At 51.2% G+C, this 25,418-nt stretch carries 23 protein-coding genes, 1 pseudogene and 1 riboswitch; of the genes and pseudogenes, 13 read left to right on the forward strand and 11 right to left on the reverse strand.

Going from position 1 to position 25,418, the window contains the following annotated elements:
* Positions 1-6: 6 nt before the first annotated feature.
* Positions 7-887, reverse strand: a pseudogene (locus DFR47_RS10760) (ABC transporter permease).
* A gap of 199 nt (positions 888-1,086) precedes the next feature.
* Between DFR47_RS10760 and DFR47_RS10765 the strand changes: the two are divergent.
* On the forward strand, positions 1,087-2,139 hold the full coding sequence (locus DFR47_RS10765; protein WP_113944401.1) for a LacI family DNA-binding transcriptional regulator: 1,053 nt from the start codon (positions 1,087-1,089) through the stop codon (positions 2,137-2,139).
* A 105-nt stretch (positions 2,140-2,244) separates the two neighbouring features.
* Here the strand turns inward: DFR47_RS10765 and DFR47_RS10770 are convergent, their stop codons facing one another.
* Both DFR47_RS10770 and DFR47_RS10775 read right to left on the reverse strand, forming a co-directional pair.
* Positions 2,245-3,378 (reverse strand): sterol desaturase family protein, encoded by a 1,134-nt coding sequence (locus tag DFR47_RS10770; protein WP_113944402.1) that lies wholly within the window; start codon positions 3,376-3,378, stop codon positions 2,245-2,247.
* On the reverse strand, positions 3,375-3,995 hold the full coding sequence (locus DFR47_RS10775) for a phosphatase PAP2 family protein (protein WP_113944403.1): 621 nt from the start codon (positions 3,993-3,995) through the stop codon (positions 3,375-3,377). The genes DFR47_RS10770 and DFR47_RS10775 overlap by 4 nt, the downstream gene beginning before the upstream one ends.
* A gap of 365 nt (positions 3,996-4,360) precedes the next feature.
* On the opposite strand from DFR47_RS10775, the gene DFR47_RS10780 reads away from it, so the two are divergent.
* The 5 genes from DFR47_RS10780 to DFR47_RS10800 all read left to right on the forward strand — a co-directional run bounded on the left by DFR47_RS10780 (position 4,361) and on the right by DFR47_RS10800 (position 9,571).
* Entirely contained in the window at positions 4,361-5,269 is a 909-nt protein-coding gene (locus tag DFR47_RS10780) for a 3-oxoacyl-[acyl-carrier-protein] synthase III C-terminal domain-containing protein (protein WP_210207294.1), read from the forward strand.
* Entirely contained in the window at positions 5,269-6,246 is a 978-nt protein-coding gene (locus DFR47_RS10785) for an NAD-dependent epimerase/dehydratase family protein (RefSeq protein ID WP_113944405.1), read from the forward strand. Before DFR47_RS10780 ends, DFR47_RS10785 begins: the two co-directional genes overlap by 1 nt.
* Entirely contained in the window at positions 6,230-7,084 is an 855-nt protein-coding gene (locus tag DFR47_RS10790) for an MBL fold metallo-hydrolase (protein WP_170137481.1), read from the forward strand. Before DFR47_RS10785 ends, DFR47_RS10790 begins: the two co-directional genes overlap by 17 nt.
* 2 nt (positions 7,085-7,086) lie before the next feature.
* Positions 7,087-8,364 (forward strand): F390 synthetase-related protein, encoded by a 1,278-nt coding sequence (locus DFR47_RS10795; RefSeq protein WP_113944407.1) that lies wholly within the window; start codon positions 7,087-7,089, stop codon positions 8,362-8,364.
* A gap of 157 nt (positions 8,365-8,521) precedes the next feature.
* On the forward strand, positions 8,522-9,571 hold the full coding sequence (locus tag DFR47_RS10800) for an LLM class flavin-dependent oxidoreductase (RefSeq protein WP_113944408.1): 1,050 nt from the start codon (positions 8,522-8,524) through the stop codon (positions 9,569-9,571).
* A gap of 167 nt (positions 9,572-9,738) precedes the next feature.
* Here DFR47_RS10800 and DFR47_RS10805 read toward each other — a convergent pair whose 3' ends face one another.
* The 3 genes from DFR47_RS10805 to DFR47_RS10815 all read right to left on the reverse strand — a co-directional run bounded on the left by DFR47_RS10805 (position 9,739) and on the right by DFR47_RS10815 (position 13,028).
* Positions 9,739-10,449 (reverse strand): FkbM family methyltransferase, encoded by a 711-nt coding sequence (locus tag DFR47_RS10805; protein ID WP_113944409.1) that lies wholly within the window; start codon positions 10,447-10,449, stop codon positions 9,739-9,741.
* Positions 10,450-10,583: 134 nt separating this feature from the next.
* Positions 10,584-12,512, reverse strand: coding sequence for a putative bifunctional diguanylate cyclase/phosphodiesterase (locus tag DFR47_RS10810; RefSeq protein ID WP_113944410.1), 1,929 nt, complete (start codon positions 12,510-12,512; stop codon positions 10,584-10,586).
* A gap of 9 nt (positions 12,513-12,521) precedes the next feature.
* Positions 12,522-13,028, reverse strand: a complete 507-nt coding sequence (locus tag DFR47_RS10815; protein ID WP_374788373.1) for a putative pterin-binding protein — start codon at positions 13,026-13,028, stop codon at positions 12,522-12,524.
* A gap of 157 nt (positions 13,029-13,185) precedes the next feature.
* On the opposite strand from DFR47_RS10815, the gene DFR47_RS10820 reads away from it, so the two are divergent.
* The 3 genes from DFR47_RS10820 to DFR47_RS10830 are packed head-to-tail and all read left to right on the forward strand — an operon-like array spanning position 13,186 to position 14,493.
* On the forward strand, positions 13,186-13,500 hold the full coding sequence (locus tag DFR47_RS10820) for an ArsR/SmtB family transcription factor (RefSeq protein WP_113944411.1): 315 nt from the start codon (positions 13,186-13,188) through the stop codon (positions 13,498-13,500).
* Entirely contained in the window at positions 13,497-13,853 is a 357-nt protein-coding gene (locus tag DFR47_RS10825) for an SRPBCC family protein (RefSeq protein WP_113944412.1), read from the forward strand. Before DFR47_RS10820 ends, DFR47_RS10825 begins: the two co-directional genes overlap by 4 nt.
* Before the next feature lie 40 nt (positions 13,854-13,893).
* A complete protein-coding gene (locus DFR47_RS10830) occupies positions 13,894-14,493 on the forward strand; it encodes an ATP-dependent Clp protease proteolytic subunit (protein ID WP_113944413.1) in 600 nt (199 codons plus the stop codon).
* A gap of 63 nt (positions 14,494-14,556) precedes the next feature.
* On the opposite strand, the gene DFR47_RS10835 is transcribed toward DFR47_RS10830, so the two are convergent.
* From DFR47_RS10835 to DFR47_RS10845, 3 genes are all read right to left on the reverse strand, one after another.
* Positions 14,557-15,444, reverse strand: coding sequence for an alpha/beta hydrolase family protein (locus DFR47_RS10835; RefSeq protein WP_245416533.1), 888 nt, complete (start codon positions 15,442-15,444; stop codon positions 14,557-14,559).
* Positions 15,445-15,607: 163 nt separating this feature from the next.
* A complete protein-coding gene (locus DFR47_RS10840) occupies positions 15,608-16,903 on the reverse strand; it encodes an LLM class flavin-dependent oxidoreductase (protein WP_113944414.1) in 1,296 nt (431 codons plus the stop codon).
* Positions 16,903-17,682, reverse strand: a complete 780-nt coding sequence (locus DFR47_RS10845) for a 3-oxoacyl-ACP reductase (RefSeq protein ID WP_113944415.1) — start codon at positions 17,680-17,682, stop codon at positions 16,903-16,905. Before DFR47_RS10845 ends, DFR47_RS10840 begins: the two co-directional genes overlap by 1 nt.
* 64 nt (positions 17,683-17,746) lie before the next feature.
* A riboswitch (TPP riboswitch) is annotated at positions 17,747-17,845 on the reverse strand.
* Between the two features lie 78 nt (positions 17,846-17,923).
* On the opposite strand from DFR47_RS10845, the gene DFR47_RS10850 reads away from it, so the two are divergent.
* Complete coding sequence (locus DFR47_RS10850; RefSeq protein WP_113944416.1) at positions 17,924-18,898, forward strand: SRPBCC family protein; 975 nt, start codon at positions 17,924-17,926, stop codon at positions 18,896-18,898.
* 35 nt (positions 18,899-18,933) lie between these two features.
* On the opposite strand, the gene DFR47_RS10855 is transcribed toward DFR47_RS10850, so the two are convergent.
* The gene (locus DFR47_RS10855; protein WP_113944417.1) at positions 18,934-20,484 is read right to left on the reverse strand and encodes an acetolactate synthase large subunit; all 1,551 of its coding nucleotides are present in this window, start codon (positions 20,482-20,484) and stop codon (positions 18,934-18,936) included.
* Positions 20,485-20,980: 496 nt separating this feature from the next.
* Between DFR47_RS10855 and DFR47_RS10860 the strand changes: the two genes are divergently transcribed.
* From DFR47_RS10860 to DFR47_RS10870, 3 genes are all read left to right on the forward strand, one after another.
* Complete coding sequence (locus tag DFR47_RS10860; protein ID WP_113944524.1) at positions 20,981-21,931, forward strand: TAXI family TRAP transporter solute-binding subunit; 951 nt, start codon at positions 20,981-20,983, stop codon at positions 21,929-21,931.
* A gap of 127 nt (positions 21,932-22,058) precedes the next feature.
* On the forward strand, positions 22,059-24,164 hold the full coding sequence (locus tag DFR47_RS10865; RefSeq protein WP_113944525.1) for a TRAP transporter permease: 2,106 nt from the start codon (positions 22,059-22,061) through the stop codon (positions 24,162-24,164).
* Entirely contained in the window at positions 24,128-24,523 is a 396-nt protein-coding gene (locus tag DFR47_RS10870; RefSeq protein WP_342633967.1) for a DUF1850 domain-containing protein, read from the forward strand. The genes DFR47_RS10865 and DFR47_RS10870 overlap by 37 nt, the downstream gene beginning before the upstream one ends.
* Positions 24,524-24,574: 51 nt before the next feature.
* Here the strand turns inward: DFR47_RS10870 and efeO are convergent, their stop codons facing one another.
* Complete coding sequence (gene efeO / locus DFR47_RS10875; RefSeq protein ID WP_113944419.1) at positions 24,575-25,393, reverse strand: iron uptake system protein EfeO; 819 nt, start codon at positions 25,391-25,393, stop codon at positions 24,575-24,577.
* Positions 25,394-25,418 lie beyond the last annotated feature (25 nt).

The following is a 25,418-nucleotide window of genomic DNA, read 5'->3' on the forward strand; positions in this document are numbered from 1 at the left end:
CAGTGTCTATGTTCGGGTGCCTGAGGGTTGAGCACCGATCGTTCCCTGTTGGCGATTGCCAAAGGTAAAGAAACCCGCAATGTCGTATTTTCCGACTGCAAGGAAAGCGAGCAGCAGCAGGCCCCATGCAAAATCGCGGACAAAATTGGAAAGACCGCCAAAGTTAAGCAAGCTGGACATCAGCTGCAGGGCAATCGCGCTGAGCACAACGCAAATAACACGGCCATAACCACCTTCCGGCTTCACACCCGCCATAACGGCGATGAGAATGGCAACCAGAAGATAGGAGCTGCCGTAATCGAATTTTACGTTCACGTTACGCGCAGCGATAATAACACCGGCGATACCCGCCAGAAAACCACTGGTGGCATAGGTTGCAATCAGCACGGCATTGCGCGGAAAACCGGCGAATTCCGCAGCTTTCGGGTTGCTGCCCATCAGCATCAGCCAACGACCATAGGGCGTGAAACGCACCACAGCACCGATAACAGTCGCGATAACAATAAAGATGATGAAGCTGATCGGCACGCTCAGGAACATATCATTACCGATGCGCGACAACAGATCAGGGCTGCCGACCATAACAGCGCGGCCACCGGACACAACAACGGCAAGACCTGTAAAGGCCATCTGCGTTCCGAGTGTGCAAAGGATAGGCGTGATTTTAAAGCGCGCAATCAGCACACCATTGACGATACCGCCTGCAAGACCGATCACAAGTGCCAGACCGATAAAAGCAAGGCTGAACGCCATCGGGCTTTCTGCACTGCCATCGACTGCAGATTAAACAGCGACAGGAACGAACCACCCGAAATATATGCGCCGAGCGCAAGCAATCCGAGATTGATGACAACAAGCATAGCAAATTGATTGCTTGTCTTTTGCATTGTCTCTGCCCACCGTGTTTACTAAACAAAACTATTATTCACTAAATAAATTACCGGATGCCTAGGGGATGTCAAGCGTGCTATCAGGGAATTGTGGTTGCCTTACACATGAAACTACCTTAATCGTTTTAAATGGGAGCGATTTTGTTTAGTAAACGAAAATCTTTCTTGCCAGCATCGAAAAGCAGTCCGGAACAAAATGAAAAAGAAAAAGTCCTTTACGATCAGAGATATTGCTGAAAATGCGGGGGTTTCGCCCGCTACCGTTTCTCTTGTTCTCAATGGTAAAGGTGAAATTTCCGGCGAAACCAGAGCTCGGGTTCTGGAATCCGTATCGCGCCTCAATTATGTGCCGCGCATCGCAAAAACAGGCTCCGGCGGCGCCGGAACGATTCGTTTTTTGAAGATCGCCAAACATGGCGGCACTGTTAACCGCGATCATAGTGTTTTTGTTTCCGACTATATTGATGGCATGTCACTGGAAGCAACGAGTCGCAATTATGCGCTTGAAGTTGTCAGTTTTGAGGGACAGCCGATCAGTGCCGTGGCAGAAACTTTAGCAGGCGCGCCTATTCGCGGCGTGATCGCGCTGGGCACCGAATTGTCTTCCTCAGACATTCATATGATTCAGGGGTTGGGCTTTCCGACCGTCTTTATCGACACGTTTTACGAAGTGGTTGAGGCCAATTTTGTCGATATGAACAATGAAGATGCAGTCTTCAAAGTGCTGTCGCGTTTCAAACAGGTTGGTTTCAACCGCATTGGCTTTGTTGCCAGCCACACGGAAACCACGAACTTCCGCCTGCGCCGCGATGCGTTCTTCAAGAATATGCAGCGCCTCGATCTGAAGGCTCAGGACTGCGATATCCTCTCGGTTGAATCCACCTATGAAGGTGCCTATCGCGATACCTGCGCGATGCTCAATGCGGGGCTGGAACTGGCGGAATGCTATTTCTGCACCAATGATATTATCGCTTATGGCTTCATCAAAGCGCTGAAAGAAAAAGGCATCCGGATACCGGAAGATGTCTCGGTTATCGGCTTTGATAATCTGCCGCAAAGCGCCACGATGGAACCGGGCCTGACGACCGTTGAAGTATCCAAGCGCAAAATCGGCAATCTCGCCGTGACCATCCTCGATGATCTCATCAACACCACCGATACGCAGCCACCGGTAAAAATTCTCGTCGGTGCCAATCTCGTCATGCGCTCCAGCGTTGCGGATTTAGCCACCAAGGCACTGACAGACTGATCTTAGAGCATAATTCCTTAAACTTGGATCGGTTTAAGGTGAAATTATGCTCTCATTTTAAAGTGTTAGAGCGACCTTTGTGTGCCAATTTTGGCACACGGCGCTCTAGTCTTGAGCTGTATCGTCGTGCGTAATTGCACGACGCCCCCAACCGAGCATGACGGCTGTACTATGCAGAGCTAACAAGCCCATGCCGGTCATCCAGAACGGGTGATGCCATTGAAAATAGGCGGCAAAACTCAGCAACATCAGCCACGTATTTACAAACCAGCTGATCACAGCCCATTGCCTGCCCTCGCTGATGCCACCAAGCGCAACGGAACCCGCCGCGAGCAGAACAAACAACAGCACCTGTTCCGATAAAGTCTGGCTGATCTGATAGCCGTAAAGCCAGATATAACCGGTGACGAGTGCGAACAAAATGACAGCACCGCTTAACACCACAAAACCGGAATTGATGAAATCCGGCTTTTTATGCTGCTTTTTCTCTCGGCGTGCCTGCAGATATTTACGGAACGGCTCATTGCTTGCAACAAACGGATTTTGCGAGGATTTAGCGCCTTTCACACCATAAGCGAAGTCCGTTTCCGGCAGATCCGGCCGGTAGGTGCCGAACAGCCGGTCAAAAAAGGCAAAGCTACCTGCATAATTGGAATCCGAATAAGCGCGGTCATTCACATGATGAATTCGGTGATGTGCCGGTGTCACCAGAATATATTCCAGAAAACCGAGACGCGGCGTAAGCGCACTATGGTTCATCAACTGGATTGAGTAATGCAGCACCGAAACCGTGATAAACACCGGTAACGGTACGCCCAGCAAAGCCATAGGAATGAAAAACGGAATAGACGCCAGCGAAGAATACCACGAATTGCGCACCGCCAGCGACAGATTGAAATGCTCTCCCTGATGATGCACCACATGCACCGCCCAAAGCAGCGCGAATTTATGATGCAGACGATGCAGCCAGTAAAAACAAAAATCCCACATCAAAATCGCAAACAGCCATAACCAGACCGGCGGCCAGTCCGACACGATATTCAGGCTGAAATTTGCAACAATAAAGCCATAACAGGCCAGTTCCAGCCCGCGAAACAACCAGAGCATCAGATGTCCGGAGTTCAGATTGAACACGACATCATGCCAGTCGACTTTTTCTTTGCCGGTTCTGCTCAGGATCAGCATTTCACTAAGTACAAGGATAATCAGCAGAAAAATCGGAAATGCAATCGCCATCATGTTGTCTGTCCCGCCACTTTATCCGCTTTACGACTCAGTATCCGCTGCGCAAGTAATCCCGCAGCTATTGCAAGCACCGCGCCGCCCAGCAGGTCAACAAACTGATGACGGTGCAATTGCAGAATAGAGACTGTAATTGCCAGCCCCCACACCGCAAAAAACAGGCTGCGTAATGGCGTATGTTTTTGCCAGAGTGCGCAGACAGCCAGAATTGTCAGTGTGACATGCAAGGACGGCAGACAATTCTGCAATGAGTCAAAACTGATCAGCAGCTTCAAAGCGGCTGCGCTGATTGTATCCTGCGTCACCGGCGGAAAGATCATTGTCGTTGGCCAGAATATAAACACCACACCTGCGCCTAATGCGGAGAGCTGCATGGAACGTGCCAGCCAAAGCAAGCGTTGCGCCGGACAGAGTAAATAGCCCAATGCAACGAGCGGAAAGAACGACAAATAGAGCCAGATCGCATTCGGATCAAAATCAAACCACAGATCGATTGCTGAAGGTTGCAGCATAATGGCAGATGCCTGATCCTGACTGCTCGTCAGACTATAAACCAGCCCTACAGCGCCCCAGCCGGTCAGCATCATCCAGAGGCGAAAATACAACGAATTCATACAATCTCCCACCGGAATGCCATATACTTACAGCCACGAACAGCACGTCAACACGTGATACTTACAGCATAATTTTACCGGAAACCGGCTCAGATTTAAGCAATTAGACTGTAGCGAAATATACGTTTTCGCTGAAGCTCAAGCCGCTAAATAGCCTGACTTTGTCGCAATTGTCACTAAACTCTGTCGCAAAACCTCTCTTGACGGGCGGGGATGATCATGCGACCCCGTAAGATAACGCCACAAATTAAGTGCGAGTATTGATGACCATCCTTAAAAATGGTGCGGGGAAACCCGGATTGCGAATTGCCGGAACGGGGGCGTACCTGCCCAGAAAATGCGTTCTTTCGTCAGACATTGACAAAATGCTGGGTTGGCCGGCAGGAACGACAGAAAATCGTTTTGACCTTACCGCCCGTTATGTAGCTGAAGGGGATGAGACCAGCTCCTACATGGCAGAACAGGCGGCTTTGCAGGCACTCGATGCTGCAGGTATTGCACCGCAGGATCTTGATCTGATCCTCGGTGCCTGCGGCGTGATGGAACAGGTCATCCCCTCCACCGCAACACTGGTTCAGCACCGACTGGGTTTGGGAAAATCCGGCATTCCTGCCTATGATGTCAATGCAACATGCCTCAGTTTCATTCAGGCGCTTGATCTGGCGGCCATGAAAATCCAGCTGGGTCTTGCCCGCAATGTACTGATTTTTTCTGCTGATATTGCCTCTGTCGGACTGGACTGGAAAGAGCCCGATGTGGCGGCTATTTTCGGTGACGGCGCTGCGGCTGTGGTACTCACCGCTGATGGTGACGGCCTGCTCGCCAGTCGTTTTGAAACCTATTCGGAAGGGCGCGATGCCTGCGTGCTTGCCGGTGGCGGCACCCGCATATCAGCGGCGGTTGATCCGGTTGCGGCAGCTGAGGCGTCTTATTTCCGCATGAACGGGCAAGCAGCCTTTCGCGTCACTGCCCGTTATCTGCCACGCTTTTTAAAGCGGCTTTTTGCACAAGATGGTCTGAATATCACTGATATTGATTGCATCATTCCCCATCAGGCAAGCGGCCTTTCTCTCACGCACGGGCTGGCGCGCGTCGGGCTTGATCCAGACAAGGTTATTCAGACTTTCTCCCGTTTCGGCAACCAAATTGCCACTTCTATTCCGATGGCGCTGCACACAGCAATTTGTGAAAAACGGCTGCGGCGGAATGATCTGGTTCTGTTAGCCGGTACATCTGCTGGTATCTCCATCGGCGGCGTGGTGTTGCGATACTAATGGCTAAAGTGCTTGTCACAGGCGCCACAGGCTGCCTCGGAAACCGTCTCGCCCAACAATTATCGGCACAAGGACATCACGTGCTTGCGCAAGGGCGGGATGCGCAGGCCGGCCAATTGCTTGAAACGCAAGGCATTGAGTTCATTCCCTTTGATCTGCAAGGTGATTATCCGGCGCGGGCCTTTCAGCAAGTTGAGATTGTTTTCCATTGTGCTGCACTTTCAACCGCATGGGGTAAGGCGCAGATTTTTCAGGCTGTGAATGTTACCGCCACACAGCGTTTGCTTGATGCGGCGCGTAAAGCCGGTGCAGCACGCTTTGTTTTTGCATCCTCACCGAGTATTTATGCCAACGGACAGGATCGCTTGAACCTGACGGAAAATGCCGCGTTGCCAGCACATTTTCCCAGTCATTATGCCCGCACCAAATATGAAGCGGAATGTCTCGTCCTTGCAGCAGATCAGACTGGGGGAATGCGCACAACCGCTCTGCGCCCCAGAGCCATTTACGGCACCGGTGACCGCTCGTTGATGCCGCGTCTGTTACAGGCGATTAAGCGCGGCCGTGTACCGATGATCGGCGGCGGGCAAACTTTAATCGACATCACCCATGTGTCGGATGCAGCGCGTGCAATGGCACTGGCCGGCTTCAATGACAATGCAAATGGTGAAATATTCAACATCACCTCCGGCAAAGCCTACAAGTTTTCAGAATTACTGGCCGCTGTCTGTGCCCTAAACCATTCTGCACCGAAGGAAATCCATATTTCCTATGACAGAGCCATGAAACTGGCCAAAGGGCTGGAATTTCTGCATCGTATTTTTGCACCGCATCAGGAACCGGTTCTGACTTGTCAGGCGGTCGCATCGCTTGGGCGCAGCCTGACACTGGATATCAGCAAAGCGCAGCAAAAGCTCGGCTATAACCCTGCTGTATCGATTGAAGATGGTATTAAAGACTATGCAGCCAGTCTCTGAAACCGTTCTGGATTTTACCTCTTTTCGTGTCGGTTATTGCAGCGGCCCGCTGGCAATGACCCAACGCGGGGCGCCTTGGCGTATTGCCCGCTTTCCGGCCGGTATTGCAGTACTGCGCCATCCTGAGCGTGGGACAATTTTATTCGATACCGGTTACGGCGCTTTGTTCGCACAGGCCACGAAGCCCTTTCCCGAGCGGATTTATCGCTGGCTGACACCGGTTACGTTTCAGCCAGCCGATACTCTGCCCGATCAGCTTGCAAAGCGCGGCTTCGGCGCGCCGGATCTGGTGTTTCTTTCACATCTGCATGCCGATCATGTCGCTGGCCTGTTTGATCTCGCCACCATACCACCGGTCATCACATCGCGTGCCGCAATTGAAAAACTGGACACCGGCCGGATTGCAAGTTTGCAGGCCGGCTGTCCGGCAATGATCCGCGACAAACTGCAATCTCTGGACTTGCAAACGGTGGAAACCTTGCCGCGTATCAGCCTTGCGCCTTACGGGCTTAGCGCTTTTGGCGATGGTTATGATCTGCTCGGCGATCAGTCAGCGTTGGTTGTAGCACTGCCGGGTCATGGCTTTGGCCAGACAGGGTTGTTTTTGCCTGCGACGACACAGGGCGCGATCTTTCTGGTTGCCGATGCGATCTGGAGTCTTGAAGCCCTCAAAGCCAACCGGCTGCCACCGGATATGACTTTGCGCCGTCTTGGTGACCGCGATGCTTTTATTGATACATTTGCCAGACTTCGCGCATTTCATCTCTCATATCCACAAGTGCGGATTATGGCGTCCCATTGCACCGAAGCCTATCCTATGAATGACGGCGAGGTGTGAGAATGAACCCGCTTTCTGTCTTTCTACGTACCCGTTATGGCAAGGGTTTCGCCTCGCGTGATGCGATTGAACACCATCAGAATAAAGCGTTCCAACATCTGCGCCGCAATATTATGCCGCGCTCGCCCTTCTATGCGCCTTATGCCAATAAGCCGCTATCTGAATGGCCTTTGATGAATAAAGCGCTGATGATGGAGCATTTCACAGTGATCAACACCGCCGGTATTACCAAAGAAGAAGCGCTGAAAATTGCACTGACTTCGGAGCAGGAGCGCAATTTTGCTCCGATGATCGGCAATATTGCCGTCGGCCTTTCCACCGGTACGTCAGGACAGCGCGGGCTTTTTGCGTCGAACAAACGCGAACGGGCGCTGTGGGCAGCACTAATGCTGGGGCGTTTCTCACCGTCATTTTTGCAACGGCAGCGTGTGTCACTGTTTCTGCGTGCCAATAATATGCTCTATGAGCGGCTCGGCAATGCTCTGATCAGCTTTGAATTTTATGATTTGTTGCAGATTTTCAGCGAGCATCTGCCAAGACTGACCAAACAACAGCCAACTGTTCTGATTGCACCGGCACAAATTCTTGGCCTTCTCGCGCAAGCACAGCAAGATCGTATCATCAATATTGCACCGCGCTGTATTATATCAGTGGCGGAGGTGCTGTCGCCTGAAGATCAAACCGCGATTGAAGCAGCGTTTGGCACACGCGTCGATCAGGTCTATCAATGCACAGAAGGCGTGCTCGGCATGACCTGCCGCGCCGGTAATATGCATCTCAATGAAGCCTATGTGCATATTGAACGTGATGTGATTGATGAAGCCAGTGGTGCTTTCGCGCCGATCATTACCGATCTGACACGCGAAACCCAACCGGTGCTGAAATACCGGCTATTTGATATTCTGATCCTTGATCCTGAGCCCTGCCCTTGTGGTTGTGCCAGCTTACGGCTGAAACGAATTGAAGGTCGCTGCGATGATATTCTCTATTGGCACGGGGACAATGGCGCACCACAAATGATCCCGTCCGATCTCATCCGGCAGGCTATGGCAACCAGCAGGAGCTCTATTCGGGATTACAGAGCCGTGCAACACGGTCAGGATAGGTTAGACATCTGGTTGGAAACAACCGATTTTAAGCAGGCATCTCAGGATGTGAGTCGGAATTTACAGAAACAGGCTTTTGCAATAAAGGCGCGCTTGCCGGAACTGCAGTTTCATACCGGCATATCATTGCAGCCCGATCAAAAACGCCGCCGCGTCATCGCTGAAAAACAATAAGATCGCTCATAGTAACAGCTTTAACAACACATTGTGGCTCATGCAGAAGCCACAGGGTGAACACAGTGTCCTATTTGCAAGCTTTGTCTCCGTTCCCTGTCCATACTATATCCAGACCAACAATTATTGAAACCGCTTTGGCGGCAGGAGACATTCCATGAGAGCCTTTGGTTTTTTAAGTTTTGGTCACTACGTAAACGCACAAGGGTCACAAACCCGTTCAGCCAGCGATATGCTGAAACAGGCTGTTGATATTGGTGTGGGTGCTGATGAACTCGGTGTAAATGGTGCTTATTTCCGCGTGCATCACTTTGCCCGTCAGCAGGCTTCGCCAATGCCGTTGCTGGCAACAATCGCAGCCAAAACCAAACATATCGAAGTTGGTACCGGCGTTATCGATATGCGCTATGAAAATCCGCTCTATCTGGCGGAGGAAGCTGCCGCGCTCGACATTCTCGCAGACGGACGTATTGCCCTTGGCATCAGCCGTGGTTCACCGGAAACAGTGGTACGCGGTTATGAAGCCTTTGGTTATACCGGTTCAACCGATCCGCGAGGTGCAGATATCGCCCGCCCGAAATTTGATCTGTTTATGCGTGCGATTGACGGCGAACCTCTGGCCAAAGGTGAGCGCAGTATGACCGGCGGTCAGTTCATGCCGATTGAGCCGCGCTCAAGCACATTGCGTGATCATATCTGGTGGGGTTCGGCAACAAGGGAAAGCGCAGAATGGACAGGCCAGCAAGGTCTGAATCTGATGTCCTCGACCTTGTTGACGGAAGATGCTGGCATGCCTTTTGATGAGCTACAGGCGGAGCAGATCCTTCGTTTTCGTGAAGCTTATCGTCAGGCCGGTCACAAGGGCGCACCGCGTGTTTCGGTCAGCCGCAGCATTTTCCCGATTGTGAATACGCAGGATGCAGCTTATTTCAGCAATGCGGGTGAAAAGCATGACGGCGTTGGCATGATTGATGGCTTCCGCTCCACATTCGGACGCACCTATGCAGCGGAACCGGACAAGCTGATTGAAGAGCTGAAGAAAGATCGCGCCATTGCTCTGGCCGATACACTAATGCTGACCATTCCGAACCAGCTTGGACCGGAATATAACCTGCATATTCTGGAGTCTTTCGCCAAATATGTGGCTCCTGAACTTGGCTGGAAACCAAACTGGGAAGGTCCGGTTACCGGAGACGAAATCAAGTAATACTAAAGCCCAAACCATTACTGGTTTGGGCTTTTTTTTATTTAAGAATTACCAACCTAGAGCGGTTTACATTCATGTTGGATCACTGTGCTCGCTCTAGATTCTTTAATTTGTCGCATTATCCCGACGTCAAGTTGATCCAACTTGACTGTGAAATGCTCGAATGCTCAGGCAATCGCAGTTTCTGCATCATCGTCTTCATATTCACGAATAGCTTCATCTTTGGAAAACAGGACACAAGGACCGTAAGAACCGCGCGGGTCATAGGCATAGCCTTTTGCAGCCAGTGCCTGTGTCATATCGCGGATACCGGCTAACCCGTAAAGATGGTCGTGAAGTTCGAGGAAAATACGCTCAACACCGTTCAGATCGGCCTTTTGCAGCAGATCGCGCTCAGCGCCTTCAATATCCATTACCAGAACATTGATCTTATGTTCCGCGATAAAATCATCAATATTGGCAGAGGCCAGCGAGATTTCACGCTCATAAGGCCCCTGATCTTTATCCATTGAGGACATCCAGAGATCTTTACGCACATAAAAACGATGGTCTGCCGGTGCACCTGCAGTCAGAATACCTTGCGATAAAGACACATTGCCGGTGGTGTTGAGATCAATCACACGGCGTGCAAGGTCTGCGGTTGAAGGATTGGCTTCAAAAGCCCAGATCTGCACATCCACAACTGTCGCCATCAGCGATGTGATCACGCCAATGCCGGAACCAAGCTCCAGAACCCGGTCACCGCTCTTAACAGCTTTAAACACCCATTTGGCTTCTTTTGCTTCATAGCGTCCGCTGACAATCGCCTGCCAGATCACAGGAGAAACCTCATCCGGCGATAATGGGATTTTAATTCCGTGTAACGTGACGGTGCTCACGGCAGCTCTCCTTTGACACTTGAGATTTTCAAAGACGTCAAAGCAAAGCACAGCCGTCCATGTTCTCTCCCTTATAGGACAGTTTGCAATAAACAGTTCCACAAGAAATTGTACATTTCTAATATTATTTTTAGTTATTGCAGATGTTTAAGCTCACAGGCCGGAACCGGATGCCCGAACAGATAACCCTGCACCTGATCACAGCCAACCTGTTTAAGACATTCCAGTTCTTCTTCGGTTTCAATACCTTCTGCGATGGTAATCATACCAAGGCTTTGGCCGATACCTGTCACCAGTTCGACAATGGCCCGTGCATCCGGATTGGTTGTCAGATCATGGATAAAGGTGCGGTCAATTTTGATTTTATCAAAAGGAAAGCTGCTGAGACTGCCGAGTGAGGAATAACCGGTACCAAAATCATCCATCGCAATCTGGATACCCATCGCTTTAAAGCCGCGAAGCGCCTGCAATGTCAGTTCATTTTTATTGAGCAGAGCAGATTCCGTGATTTCCAGCTCAAGACGTTGCGGAGCAAGTCCGGTTTCCCGCAAAATCGCCTCAACGCGCTGCACCAGATCGGGCGCAATAAATTCGAAAGGCGATAAATTCACCGCGATTTTGAGTGGCTCGCGCCAGCTCGCAGCCTCTTCACTGGCCACTTTGAGCACCCAGTCACCCAGTTCATGGATTAGGCCGATTTTCTCTGCCACCGGAATAAATTCAGCCGGTGAGACTGAGCCGCGTTGCGGGTGTTTCCAGCGCAACAGCGCCTCATAACCGCAAATCTCGCGCGTATAGGTATTAACCTGTGGTTGATAAAAAACTGCCATTTCATTGTTCTTCAAAGCACTCAGCAAATCGGCTTCAAAGGCTTTTTTCTCCAGCAAGCGCGTCTGCATATAAGGCTGGAAAATCGAAATATGGCCGGTGCCCATGGCTTTTGCTTCGTAAAGCGCAAGGTCTGCGTGCTTAAACAACTCTTCCATTTCCGGCTCATCGGAGAAGATTGCAACACCGCTGCATGTTCCGATTTTAATTTCATGATCATTGATCAGGTAAGGCAGGCTGATAACCTCCATCAGATGCTGAGCATAGGCATAGGCAGATACGGGACATAAATCCGCAGATATCACCGCAAACTCATCACCGCCCAGACGGCAAATCAAATCGCCTTTTTCGCTGGAAGCTCTGAACCGGCTGGCCACCACTTGCAGCAACAGATCGCCGACATCATGCCCCAGCGTGTCATTGACGTCTTTAAAGCCGTCAAGGTCGAATAACAGCACCACTGCAACCGGCCCGCCGTCTCGTGAAAACTGCATACGGGCTTCAAGATTTTGGCGAAATAAAACGCGGTTAGGCAGACCTGTCAGCGCATCATGATGAGCGGAGTGTTCCAGCAGGTCGTTTTGTGTTTTTAACTCACCGGAAGCTTCCTGCAAATTTTCAGTCAGGCGCTGCATGCGGCCATGCGCACGGTTCAGCAACACATTCTGACGCATGAGTAAAACAACCAGCGCAATCCCGAAAATGATCAGCCCGCCTGCAACACCCGTATAGATCAAATGTAACTGCCGCACTTCCTGTTGCGCATTATTAATCACGCTGACATCATAGGTTACGGAAGACGAAGCAAGTGCTGTCAGCGGCTTATCGAAACTGTTCATTTCAGGCAGCAGCGCTTTAATTTTCTCTGCATCCAGCTCATCAAACTGACTGTCAATTTTCGTCAGCAAATTGCTCAGGTCTGAAATCAACTGGGAATGTTCGGGGTTCCGTTCAATAAAATCCTGTAAAGTGCCCTGTTCCATCGCTTCCAAACGGCTGAAGATAATATCCAACCGTAGCTGCACTTCATCGCGATCAGCTCCTTCTGCCCCCAGAGCAAAGGCGGCAAGCCGTTCCTCAAGGCGCAGATATTCAGATAACATCTGGCTGATCGCCCAGGAGTCATTATAGCGCAAAAATGTTTGCAGGGATGTTTGTCGTTCAGCAATGACATAGGCGATGTAGCCCGTTGCCAGCATAAAACAACAAATAATGACCCCGAGTATGCGCCTCACATACAGCCCCTATTCGACGATAATTTCAGAGACCTGCCACGCCGATCGCGTATAATAGGTCTGGCTTTGCAGTTGCGGATCGCTGTCATATGGATAGATGATAAAAAGCGGGCCTTTTTCGCGTACGGTTATAAAGTTGCCATCACGTTTCATCGCCAATATGACTTTGAATTTCTTAAAATCGTCCAAAGGAATCGTGGTCACATAATCATTAAGCGCCACAATCCGGATTGTCGTTCCTTTGGCACCCACCAGCTTCATCAACTGATCGAGGTGCACGCCTTCAAACCGTGTTTTGCCGTCATACCAGGGATTGGTGGTTTCAACGACCTGCAGACCGAGCGCAATGAGCATTTCACGATCGAACTCTGCGGTTTTTTCTTTGTTTTTATTTTGAATAGAGCCGGAAATCACCAGGATTGGTTTGTTCGCCGGCTTAGATAGCGTTTGCGCTGCAGCACCGGATACCACCATACAAATCAGAATCAGATTGATAGCGACGCGCTTGAATAACACTATATTTCTCCTTGGTAATTTAGAACAATATAACGATATCTGCTAATCCGTATATAGGAATTTATGCACATCCCGTTTTATATGTTTTATGGTGAAAATTTCGGAATTTTAATGGAAGCCCTTGCGAATCACATAAGTATTGACTTATGTGTAGTTCATGAGCGAAAATGATATCTTCAAGGCTTTAGCCGATCCGACACGACGTACTATTTTCGAAAAGCTGGCGTCAGGCAGTATGAATGCCAGTTCTTTACGAGAAGGTATGGAGATCAGCCAGCCGGCCATGTCTCAGCATCTCGCTGTCTTGCGGAGCGCAGGACTGATCAGAGAACAACGCTTTGGCCGCTATGTGAATTATGAAGTCGATCCGGACGGGCTTGCTTTGATTGCGCAATGGCTCACAAAATACCGCATTTATTGGCCTGCGCGTATGGATGCTCTCAAGACCTTGCTGAAGGATATGGATCAATGACTGAGAAAGACAATACGGAAGCAGCTGTCAGACTGGTCTTTGAATATGAGTTCGACGCCAGTCCGCAAAAAGTCTGGCGCGCCATCAGCATTCCTGAGCTGCGGGCAAACTGGCTGCCGGAACAGGATTTATCCCGATCTGAGCCGGTAGCACTCATACCGGAAAAACAAGCCTCCTACCGGATGCGGGAGGCAGAACCGCCCTTTCTTGAAAGTGTGGTTACCTTTCAGATTGCAGCAAATGACAATGGCGGTACCAGCCTCACCATTATCCATGAGCTTGATGATGCGCGCCTGCATCTGAAACCGCAAGCGGCGAACATCAATCTGCAATCCGTCATGCGTGCCGCGTAAAACAGCATAATTTTAAATCATTGAAGAACGGAGCTTGCCGATGCGCGAGATGATGCAACTCGTCCCTATGGTCGTTGAACAATCGGCACTGGGTGAACGCTCTTTCGATATTTATTCCCGCCTGCTGCGCGAGCGGATCATTTTCCTCAATGGTGAGGTCAATGACACAATATCGGCGCTGGTCTGCGCACAATTGCTGTTTCTGGAAGCTGAAAACCCGAAGAAACCGATCAGTCTTTATATCAACTCCCCCGGCGGCTCAATCACCAGCGGCTTGGCCATCTATGACACGATGCATTATATTCACGCACCGGTGCACACCTTATGTATGGGAACAGCACGTTCTATGGGGTCGTTTCTGCTGATGGCAGGCGAACCGGGGCAACGTGCAGCATTGCCCAATGCCAGCCTGCATGTGCATCAGCCGCTTGGCGGTTTTCAGGGGCAGGCATCGGATATTTTCATTCAGGCGGAAGAGATGCGCAAAACCAAGCATCGCGTTATTGAATTCTATGCCAGACATTGCGGCCGTAGCTATGAAGAGGTCGAGCAAACACTGGACCGTGACCGGTTTATGAGCGCAGAAGAGGCACTGGAATGGGGACTGATTGATAAAATCCTCAATAACCGATCGCTCTGATCGCCAAAACTATGAGTACAGGGCAAAGCCGTATGGTTTTGCCCTGTACAAACCAGCTCTGAACTATTTGGCTGGGGTACAAGAGACAACCGGCTTGCCGTTTGCAAGTTGCTTTTTGAGCCAGAAACCGGCCTGCGCAAGCACATCAGCCATACGGCTGGTACCCTGTGCATCCTGCATCCCGTGGCTATAACCGGCAAATTCCCAATATGTCAGATTACAACGTTTGGCTTCATCAAACGCATCCAGTGTCATACGTGCATTGCTTACCGGCGTTGACGTGTCAGCACTGCCCTGAATGAGCAGTAGGGCAGCATCGGACTGTAACATTGCATCAACCGGCCGGTGATCAATGGCATCCGCCCAGAAACGATAGCTGGAACCTGCCCATGTTTCGCTGCTTTGCGGATTGGCTCTGGCATGAGCGAATTCTTTATCAACTTGCGGCCAATGTTCCTTTGGCACCTTGTTGAGCAGCATCTCGCCTTCCATTGACTGTTTAACCATCTCACCGAAGCTCGTACCACCACCGGTCGATAACAGGATCACCGCATCGGCCTTGGTTTTAGCGGCCAGTCGTGCTGCAATATCCCCGCCCTCAGAGCCGCCGAACAATACCAGCTGGCCATTCCACCATGGCGCCTGTTTGAGGCTCTCCAGCACTTGCAGATAATCCTCAACACGCTGCGTCATCGTGTGATAGGCTCGGAAAGAGGCTGAGCAATCCTTGTCAAAAGGATCCGGTGGATTGTCGCCGGTTGCAACACCGTATTTATCCACTGTCAGCGCGCTCAAATCAGGAAAAGCCGAGCGCGCCAGCTTGATATTCTCGCTTGTAGTCACAGACTGACAGCCGGAGCCTTGCGCCAGAATGATCAAGCCTGTTTTCTCTGTTGTCAGCGGCTTTTCCAGATACCAGTTGATCACACTGCCATCAGCCCGCTTAAGCATGTTTTGCTCCTCTGCAGATGCAGAAAATGACACAACAGAAAGCAGCAGGCCTATTACGGCTGCAGTGGAATACCGGAACATTCATTTATCCTTTATTGGCGGATGTAATTATTGCCACCCGCCAAATCATTTCATTATTATCAGCGTCACGTTTGAGGGTCATCTATGGCTTATCTGTGAGCGGTAAGCACAAATGCCCGCGCAATGTATCCGTCTGATAGTCTGAACGGAACAAGCCGCGCTTTTGCAGAACCGGCACCACCTGTTCAACGAAATCCTCAATCGAAGACGGCAAGGACGGCGGCATCAGATTGAAACCGTCTGCCCCCTCATTACGCCACCATAATTCCATCTGATCCGCAATTGCCTCAGGTGTGCCCACAATTGTGCAATGTCCGCCACCTGCTGCCAAACGTCCGAGCAGCTGCCGTAATGTCGGCTGTTCCGTTTCAATAATCCGAAGAATGGTCGCATAGCGCCCCTTCGGCCCTGTGAAATCTTCAAGTGGCGGCAAGGTTGGCACTGGCGCATCAAGCTCCCAGCCGGAACAATCCTGCCCGATAAACATGCCAAGTTGGCGAAGGGAATCCGCTGTCGGCAGCAATTCGTCGAGTTCCCGCTGCTTGGCTTTCGCTTCTGCTTGTGTGGAAGCCACATAGGTGACCAGACCCGGCATCACCGGTATGCCAGCACTCCGTCCCGCCAGTTTTGCACGGCGCTGAATATCGCGATAGTAATCTTGTGCAGCGGGCAGATCATAAGCCACCGCATAAATTGCCTCGGCTTTTTCTGCGGCCAAGGCTCTGCCCTGATCGGATGCGCCTGCCTGAAACAATACCGGTTGCCCCTGCGGCGGGCGCGGGATCGTCAATGGCCCTTGTGTGGTAAAATGCTCACCTTTGTGGTGGATCGCTCGCAAGCCGTCTTTGCGGGCATAATCACTGGAACGGTCACAGGTAATCGTATCCGCATCCCATGAATCCCACAATTTCTGTACCGCTTCGATAAATTCTGCCGCGCGGCCGTACCGCCACTCATGTGGTGGCATGCTCTCATAGCCATGATTGCGTGCTTCACTATCAAACATTGAGGTCACAACATTCCAGCCGATGCGCCCCTTCGACAAATGATCGAGTGAAGCCAGTGTCCGCGCCGCATGAAACGGCGTTGTGAATGTGCTGGATACCGTGCTGATCAGCCCGATTTTCTCGGTTACGCCTGCCAGTGCGGCCAGCAAGGTCAGCGGGTCGAAATAACTGCGCGGGCCATCCGCAATATTATCAATCGCATGCCAGTCGGCGAAGAAAATCGCATCAAATTTGCCGCGCTCGGCAATCTGCGCCAGATTTGTGTAATAGCTGATATCACTGAGCTGCTCGACTGCCGATTGCGGATGCCGCCATGCTGCTCGGTGATGCCCGCAACCGAAGATAAACAGATTAAGGTGCATTTCCCGCATCAGTTTTTCACCAATCCGCCGTCAACAACCAGATTTTGACCGGTTACAGAACGCGCCCATGGTGAAGCGAAAAACAGCGCGGTATCTGCGAATTCCGCAGGTGTCGTCACACGGCGCAACGGTGTGGCAGAGGCGATATAATCGAACACAGCTTCCGGCGTTGCAGCAGAGGCATCGGTGGTACGCAGCAGTCCGCCGGAGAGCATATTCACTGTAATGTTCTTTTCACCCAGATCCTGCGCCAAAGTACGGGTCAGCGACAGCAGCGCCGCTTTAGCCGCAGTATAGTCATGGTACGGAACCACCGGATTTTGAAACAGATTGGTGCCGATATTGATGATACGGCCAAAACCGGCTTGTTCCATACCGGCAAGTGCAGCCTGCGTGGTGTTGAGTGCGCCGCGCACAATGCCTTCCATCTGCTGATTGATCTGCTCCCAGCTAATAACGTCCGCATGGGCACGGGCATCGCCGTTAAAGCTGAATGCCGGCAAAGCATTATTGACCACAGTTGTGACCGGCGTACCAAAATGCTGTTGCGCCTCGGCAAAAAGTGCCTGCACAGCCTGCGCATCCGTCACATCGGCCTGCACAGCCAGTGCCTTTTCCGGTGCCAGTGCTGCCAGTTCTGCGGCAGCATCTGCACTTGTGTGATAATTGATTACAACACGTGCACCTTCGCCCAGAAAGGCTTTCACAAGGTCGCGTCCAAGGCCACGCGCACCACCGGTAACGAGGACAAGCTGCTTATGAAGCGGAAGAAGGACTGGTTCAGACATGATAATTCCCTTGCCTTAAGAAATGGCCGGCCAAGGGAATAAGGGCTTGCACCGCAGTGAATACGGCTGGGCACACAGACATCCCTTCGCCAGTATGAGCTGGATCAGGTTCAACGGGTTTAAAATCTCAGCCCTGTTAAACAGGACACCCCGTGTCATTCTTCCAAGCTCTAGCAAGTTTATTTGCAAGGGACAAGCCTTGGCGGTTGTCCTGCCCGCCCAAGCTGGTCTAAGAAACCCTATGTCTGAAAATCATAAAGAACCTTCATCCGACCGTTTCTGGCTGAGTATCTTCGTAACAACGCTCTATGCGGTGGTGCTATACATTCTCATCTGGCTGATACGAGAGGGTAGCGGGATGGCCTTTATCACCGGCCTGATCCTAATGCCGATGGCAATCACCAGCCTGCTGATTATTCAGATAGACCCGCGTGGCACTGGCAGCATCCGCAAGCATATGAAAACCGCCATGCTTTGCATGCTCGGCTTTATCCTCATCTCAATGATTATCTTTGGTGAGGCTGGTATTTGTGTGGCCATGGCTGCCCCCTTTTTCTTTGCAGGCACGGCGCTTGGTGTTTATACTACCATGCGGTTTTTACGTCAGTATCATTCCAAACGCAGTGTCACTTTCGTGATTGCACTGCCTTTCCTTGCGCTGCCACTGGAAAATCAGATTGAGTATCAGGATCACTTCAGTTCCGTCACCACAGTGATTGAAATTAACGCGCCTGCCCATGTGATCTGGAACAATACACTGGCAATTCCTGATATTCGCCCTGACGAATTAGGCATGACTTTCAGCCACAGTATTGTCGGCGTGCCGAAACCCGAAGATGCCCGTATCACCGGTTCCGGTGTTGGTGCCGTGCGCCATCTGAAATGGGGCAAAGGTGTCAATTTTGAAGAAGTCATCACCGGCTGGCAGGAAAACCGTTATCTGCGCTGGGATTTCCGTTTCAGCGACACATCAATTCCCAAAGCGGTGGAAGCGCATATCAGCGTTAACAGCGACTATCTGGGACTGGATTATGGTGAATATTCGCTGGAACCGATTGATGAAAACCGCGCGCGGCTGACGCTTAAAACGCAATATCGCATCGCAACGCCGATTAATATTTATTGCGACTGGTGGGGTCAGATTTTCCTCAATGATTTCCATTCCATCGTGCTGAATGTCATTAAAGAGCGTTCTGAAAAAGCTACTCAAGTGTGAGAGTTGTGGCAGGGCTTAACCCTGCCACAATTATTTTAAATCATCGCTTCAATCAGGAACGGGCCTTTGCGCTTGCTTGCTGCGGCAAACAAATCAGCAAATTGTTCTGCTGTTGTCGCACGGGCACCTTCAACACCGACACCTTTGGCAAGGCTCACCCAGTCAATCGTCGGTTCGACCAGATCGAACATGCGCTGTGCATTGCGTCCCGGAGCACCGGCACCGACATTCTGCAGTTCACCATGCAGGATTGCATAGCGCTGATTAGCGAAGATGATGGTGATAATATTCAGGTTCTCACGGGCATGAGTCCACAGCGCCTGCATCGTATACATGCCGCTGCCATCAGCCTGCAAAGCCACCACCTGACGATCAGGACAGGCCACAGCCGCACCGGTTGCCAGCGGCAAACCAATACCGATTGCACCACCTGTCAGCTGCAGAAAATCATGCGGTGCTGACTGATGTGTCAGACCGAACATTTCACGACCCGACGTAATGGATTCATCAACAATAATCGCATTTTCCGGCAGCAGCGATGCAACAATGGCGCTGATTTTGTCATCATCCAGCACACCGGTCGGCATGACTTTCTCACCACGCTGATTGAGCAGTGGTGTGACAGATGCCGGAATATTCATTTCATCGGCCAGTGCCTGCAAAGCATAAAGCTGGTCATCTGCTTCACCGGCATAATCAACAACTGCACAACCCTCCGGCAGGAAAGTGCTCGGTTTGCCCGGATAGGCGAAGAAAGCGACCGGAATTTTTGCTCCAAGCAGCACAACCTGTTCAATATCCGCCAGATCAGCCAGTGCATCATCCACACGATAAAGCACACGATTAACAGCAACACGACCTGCACCGCGCTCAATACGGCCATTGGATTGCTGCGCCAACAAACGCGCACCGGATGTTTGTGCAATACGGCTGGCGATTTCCATCGCACTGGCACGCAATGCAAAATTGCCGAGCAGAATGAGCGTGCGTTTACCGTTGCGCAGCGCTTTAGCTGCTTCGCGCACTGCATCAGCATCAACCTTGCGACGTTGCGGGCGGGTCAGAGGCTGCACAATCTGCTGTGGCGCTTCTGTCCATGCGGTGTTGGCTGGCAGGATCAGCGTTGCCACCTGCCCCGGTGCATTGCACGCTGCGGCAAAAGCTTCAGCCGTATCTGCTGAAATGTCATCGGCGGATTTAGACGTCTTCACCCAGCCGGAAACCGGACGTGCCAGCGATTCAATATCACTGGTCAGCGGCGCATCATATTTCAGATGATATGTTGCATGATCGCCGACAATATTGACGATCGGTGTTTTTGCTCGCTTAGCATTGTGTAAATTCGCAACGCCGTTACCAAGGCCGGAGCCCAGATGCAGCAAAGTTGCTGCCGGCTTATCCGCCATACGGCCATAGCCGTCGGCTGCACCTGTTACCACGCCTTCAAACAGACCCAATACGCAGCGCATTTGCGGTTTGCGATCAAGCGCTGCCACAAAATGCATTTCTGATGTGCCCGGATTGGCAAAACAGACATCGATCCCATGCGCCAGCAGGGTGTCGCAAAGGCTATCAGCACCGTTCATTTCTCACTCCCATTATGCTTCGTCCACAATGTCAGAACAGCACATTTCCTCCGCGCACCGTTCATGTGAACATGTAACAGCTATATCCGGCTTTAAGGTGGCACCGCAAGCTTTGCGAAAAAACTATTCCTGCTGAACAACAAAGTTTGAGTATAATTTTATGCACACAGAGAATGACAAAGCATACTGAATAAAATCAATTGATTAGCAATGAATATGCCGGATTTCAAAAAATCAAAAAACAGTCATTCGATTTTTTAGTTGCACAGACAGCCAAGTTCATAAAAGATCACGCCTGAATTGCGATCAGCATTTTCATGTAATGTAATGAATCTAATACTTTAGAGGCATTACATTTTTTCACGAGGACGAGCAATCTTCGCAATGATTGTTGATAACTGCTTTGAGATTATCAGTGCAGAAACAGAACCGGTGCAGATAGCTTAACCAGCTGATTTTGCGGGAGAACCGGCCTGAAATGAATATGGAGGATTCTATGGGATATTTGGGTAAAAAGACACTTTTGTCGGCGTTTGCAGCCGTCACAATGACATTTGCTGCGGCAGAAGCCAAAGCACAGGATTTTATCAATATTCTGACCGGCGGCACGAGCGGTGTTTATTATCCGATGGGTGTAGCGCTTGAGAAAATTTATTCCGGCATTCCGAATGCCCGCCCGTCTGTACAGGCAACCAAAGCTTCGATTGAAAATATCAATCTGATCAATAGCGGGCGCGGTGAACTTGGCTTTACACTGGGTGACTCCCTGCGTGACGCATGGGAAGGCAATGAAGAGGCCGGTTTCAAAAAGAAACTGGAAAATATCAGCACCCTCGCTGCAATCTATCCGAATTATGTGCAGATCGTTGCTTCCAAAGAGTCCGGCATCAAAACACTGGCTGACCTGAAGGGCAAACGTCTCTCTGTTGGCGCGCCAAAATCCGGCACCGAGCTGAATGCGAAAACCATTCTTCATGCCGCCGGTCTGTCCTATGACGATCTGGGCAAGGTGGAATATCTGCCATTCGCAGAATCCGTTGAACTGATGAAAAACCGCCAACTGGATGCCACTTTGCAATCCTCCGGTCTTGGCGTCGCATCGCTGCGCGATCTGGCTAATGCGGTTGAAATCAATGTGGTAGAAGTCCCTGCCGATATTATCGAGAAGATCGGTGCGCCATATCTTGTCAACACAATTCCGGCCAATACCTATAGCGGTCAGGACAAAGACGTAACTACCGCATCGGTGATCAATTACCTGATCGTGCGCCCGGACATGGATGAAGAACTGGTCTATCAGATGACTAAAGGCCTGTTCGAAAATCTCGACCAGCTGGCTGCGGCACATTCCGCTGCAAAAATGATCAAGCTTGATAAAAACACCATTGTTTCCCCGACCCCGATCCATCCGGGTGCAATGCGTTACTACAAAGAAAAAGGCATTTAATAACAACGCCTTAATTGCGGGGACACCCGTCTGAAGCAAATTATGAGCGCCGCATTATCTGTTGCTAAAACGGGTAGTGCGGCTGCCTTCTGCGCTTATTGATATCATTTTACGCGGTTTTAAATTCATGTCTTCATCAGAAACCAATGCGGTTGAATCAGCCGAGCACATTCCGGGTTGGGGCGTCAGCTCCGGTGCCCGTGTGCTGTTTGCTATTGCCGTCGCTTTTTCCGTATTCCAGCTCTGGACAGCGGCCTATTCGCCGCTGCCAAGTCAGGTCGTACGCTCCGTTCATGTCGGCTTTTTGCTGCTGTTATTATTCGGACTTTATGCCAATGCGGCACCACAGGGTTCTTTTAAAAAACTGTTGATGTGGTCAACAGCCATATTGGCCTTTGCTGTAAGCTTCTATCACTGGGTATTCTATAATGATCTGATCATCCGCGCCGGTGAACCGGAGATGCAGGATATCGTTATCGGCATATTGGCAGTTGGTCTGGTATTCTGGGCAGGGCAGCGCATGATGGGCTGGACGCTGCCGTTAATCTGCGCGATTTTCTTATTATACGGGCTGTTCGGCCAATATCTGCCTTCACCGCTCAATCATCGCGGTTATGATTTCGAACAGGTTGTCGAAGTCCTGTTTTTGGGAACAGAAGGTATTTACGGCACGCCGATTTACGTCTCATCCAGCTATATTTTTCTGTTCATCCTGTTCGGTGCGTTTCTTGAACGCGCAGGCATGATCCAGTTGTTCAATGATGTCGCCATGGGCACAGTCGGCTCATCGCGCGGCGGCCCTGCTAAAGTCTCGGTGATCTCCTCCGCTCTGATGGGCACCATCAACGGTTCCGGTGTGGCCAATGTGGTCACTACCGGTGCCTTCACCATCCCACTGATGAAACGCTCCGGCTTCAAACCGGCCTTTGCTGGTGGCGTGGAAGCGGTTGCCTCAATGGGCGGACAGATTATGCCACCGGTGATGGGCGCTGTTGCCTTCATCATGGCGGAAACGCTCGGCCTGCCATATCTGGAAATCGTGAAAGCAGCGATTGTTCCGGCAATCCTCTACTTCGTCACCGTATTTATCATGGTGCATCTGGAGGCCGGTCGTCTTGGCCTGAAAGGCCTGTCAAAAGCTGAGTTGCCAAGTGCGCTCGGCGCCTTGCGTAAGCACTGGTATCTGATCCTGCCGCTTGTGGCACTCGTCTGGCTGCTGTTCTCCGGCTATACGCCACTGTTCGCCGGAACCGTGGGCATGGGGCTGACCGCGCTGATCATTCTCGGTGTTCCGGTCTCTGCCAATATGCCGATGGCCGTACGCGTGTTGTTTTGGGTCGCGCTGGGTCTGATGTCCGCTGCAGCTTTCGGCACCAGCTTCAATATTTTAGGCCTTGAAATCCGCGGCATTACTCTGATCCTGCTGCTGATTACGGCACTGGTTCTGGTCAATTTCGTGCTGCGTGGCGGTCGTGAGACCCTGCGTCTCTGCCTTGAAAGCCTTGCGGAAGGTGCCAAGAATGCGCTGCCCGTTGGCGTGGCTTGTGCGCTTGTTGGCGTCATCATCGGCGTGCTGGCGCTTACCGGTGCCGGATCAAGCTTTGCGCGTGTGATTGTTAGCGTGGGTGAAAATTCGCTGTTCCTGTCGCTCGTGCTGACAATGATTACCTGTCTGATCCTCGGCATGGGTATCCCGACAATCCCGAACTATATTATCACCTCGTCGATCGCAGGTCCTGCATTGCTGATGCTGGATGTGCCCCTGCTGGTGTCGCATATGTTCGTGTTCTATTTCGGAATTATGGCCGACCTGACACCACCTGTAGCTCTGGCTGCATTTGCTGCTGCCCCGATTGCCAAAGAGTCCGGTATGAAAATCGGCATGCAGGCCGTGCGTATTGCCGTAGCCGGTTTTGCGGTGCCGTTCATGGCGGTTTATGCACCGGTCATCATGTTGCAGGATGGCGGCCCGTTGGCGGAAAGCATGGGCTTCTGGCCTGCTGTCGCCTACATGATCGGCAAGGCTCTGCTCAGCATTGTCATGTGGGGTGCCGCAGCAATCGGCTTCCTGCGCGGACATCTCAAGATCTGGGAACGTATCTGGGCATTTGCAGCAGCCGCAATGATGCTGGCAACTTATCCGCTGAGTGATGAGATCGGCTTTGCAGCCTGTATAGCGTTCCTGCTGTGGCACTGGTGGAATACCAGAGAACCGCAACTGAAAGCCGCCTGATGGCATTGTGTGCGCTATCCACAGCCGGTGTGCTGCGGATAGCAACCACCTCTTTCATGCTGCAATGGACGCATAGCGTCGAGAAAATACCGTGGCAGGAAGACTGGCAGATTACACCGGCAGGTTTTGTGCTGACCGAGGCCCGCATACAGGGTTCCGGTGCTGGTATGGAACCGCCGGAAGATGCAATTTTGCGGGATGGCTGGTATCATTATGTGCCGAAAATTCCGCCGCGCGAAGAGATTGTGCTGGCGGCATCCGGCAAGACTGTCAGCGGCTGGAAACTCTGCGCCAATGATACATGCCATGAACTTGGCATAACCGCTGAACAGCCGATCAAAATCAGTCAGTGCAAATAAAAAACGCCCGATATCATGTCTGATATCGGGCGTTTTTTAAATTATGCGCGATCAGTTCAGACCGAGTTTACCACGCAGTGTGGAAAGATCTTCCGCCAGTGTATTCACAGCAATGGAAAGCACTTTGCGGTCAGCTTCAGTCAGCTTGTCATAGCTCTGATAGCCATCGCCTTCCTTGTATTTATCAAGGGTCTGCGAAACAGTATTGAAGTTCTCATCCACTTTCTTGGTGAATTCCGCTTCCTTTGCTTCGATCAGCGGGCGTACCAGATCAAAAATCTTGCGGGAACCGTCAAAGTTACCTTTGAAATCCCAAAGGTCTGTGTGGCTGTAACGATCTTCTTCACCGGAGATTTTGGTCGCTGCCACTTCTTCCATCAGCACCGCTGCGCCGCCAACAACTTTTTCCGGCGGGAAAGTCAGATCAGCAATACGCTTGTTCAACTCGCTCACATCGGCCATCAGCTTGTCAGCAACCGGTGTCAGCTCTTCTGTCGAGTTCTTTTCCCACAGACCGTATTCAATACGGTGGAAACCGGTGAAACCCGGATCCTGCTCGGCCTTTTCCCAGTCGTCAGCGCGGCTGTCGATTGCAACGTCCAGATCGCTGAACAGCTCCGCAATCGGCTCAATGGCTTCATAGCTCAGGCGGGTGGAACCAAAAAGCGACTTCGCTTTTTCTACGTCACCGGCTTTAACAGCATCGGTAAAGACCTTGGTGTCTTCTTCCAGCTTCTGTGCTTTTTCACTGACATAGATTTTATATTCTGCCAGCGGTTCAACGAGGTCATAGGTGGTATCTTGCGCAAAAGCCTGAAAAGACAGGCAAGAGGCAAGCACCGAGGCGGCAAGTAAAGATCCAAACTTCATTACAGACGTCCTTCTGATACGCTTC

Origin of the sequence: Pseudochrobactrum asaccharolyticum, from assembly GCF_003314995.1 — a bacterium.
Taxonomy (GTDB): Bacteria; Pseudomonadota; Alphaproteobacteria; order Rhizobiales; family Rhizobiaceae; genus Pseudochrobactrum; species Pseudochrobactrum asaccharolyticum.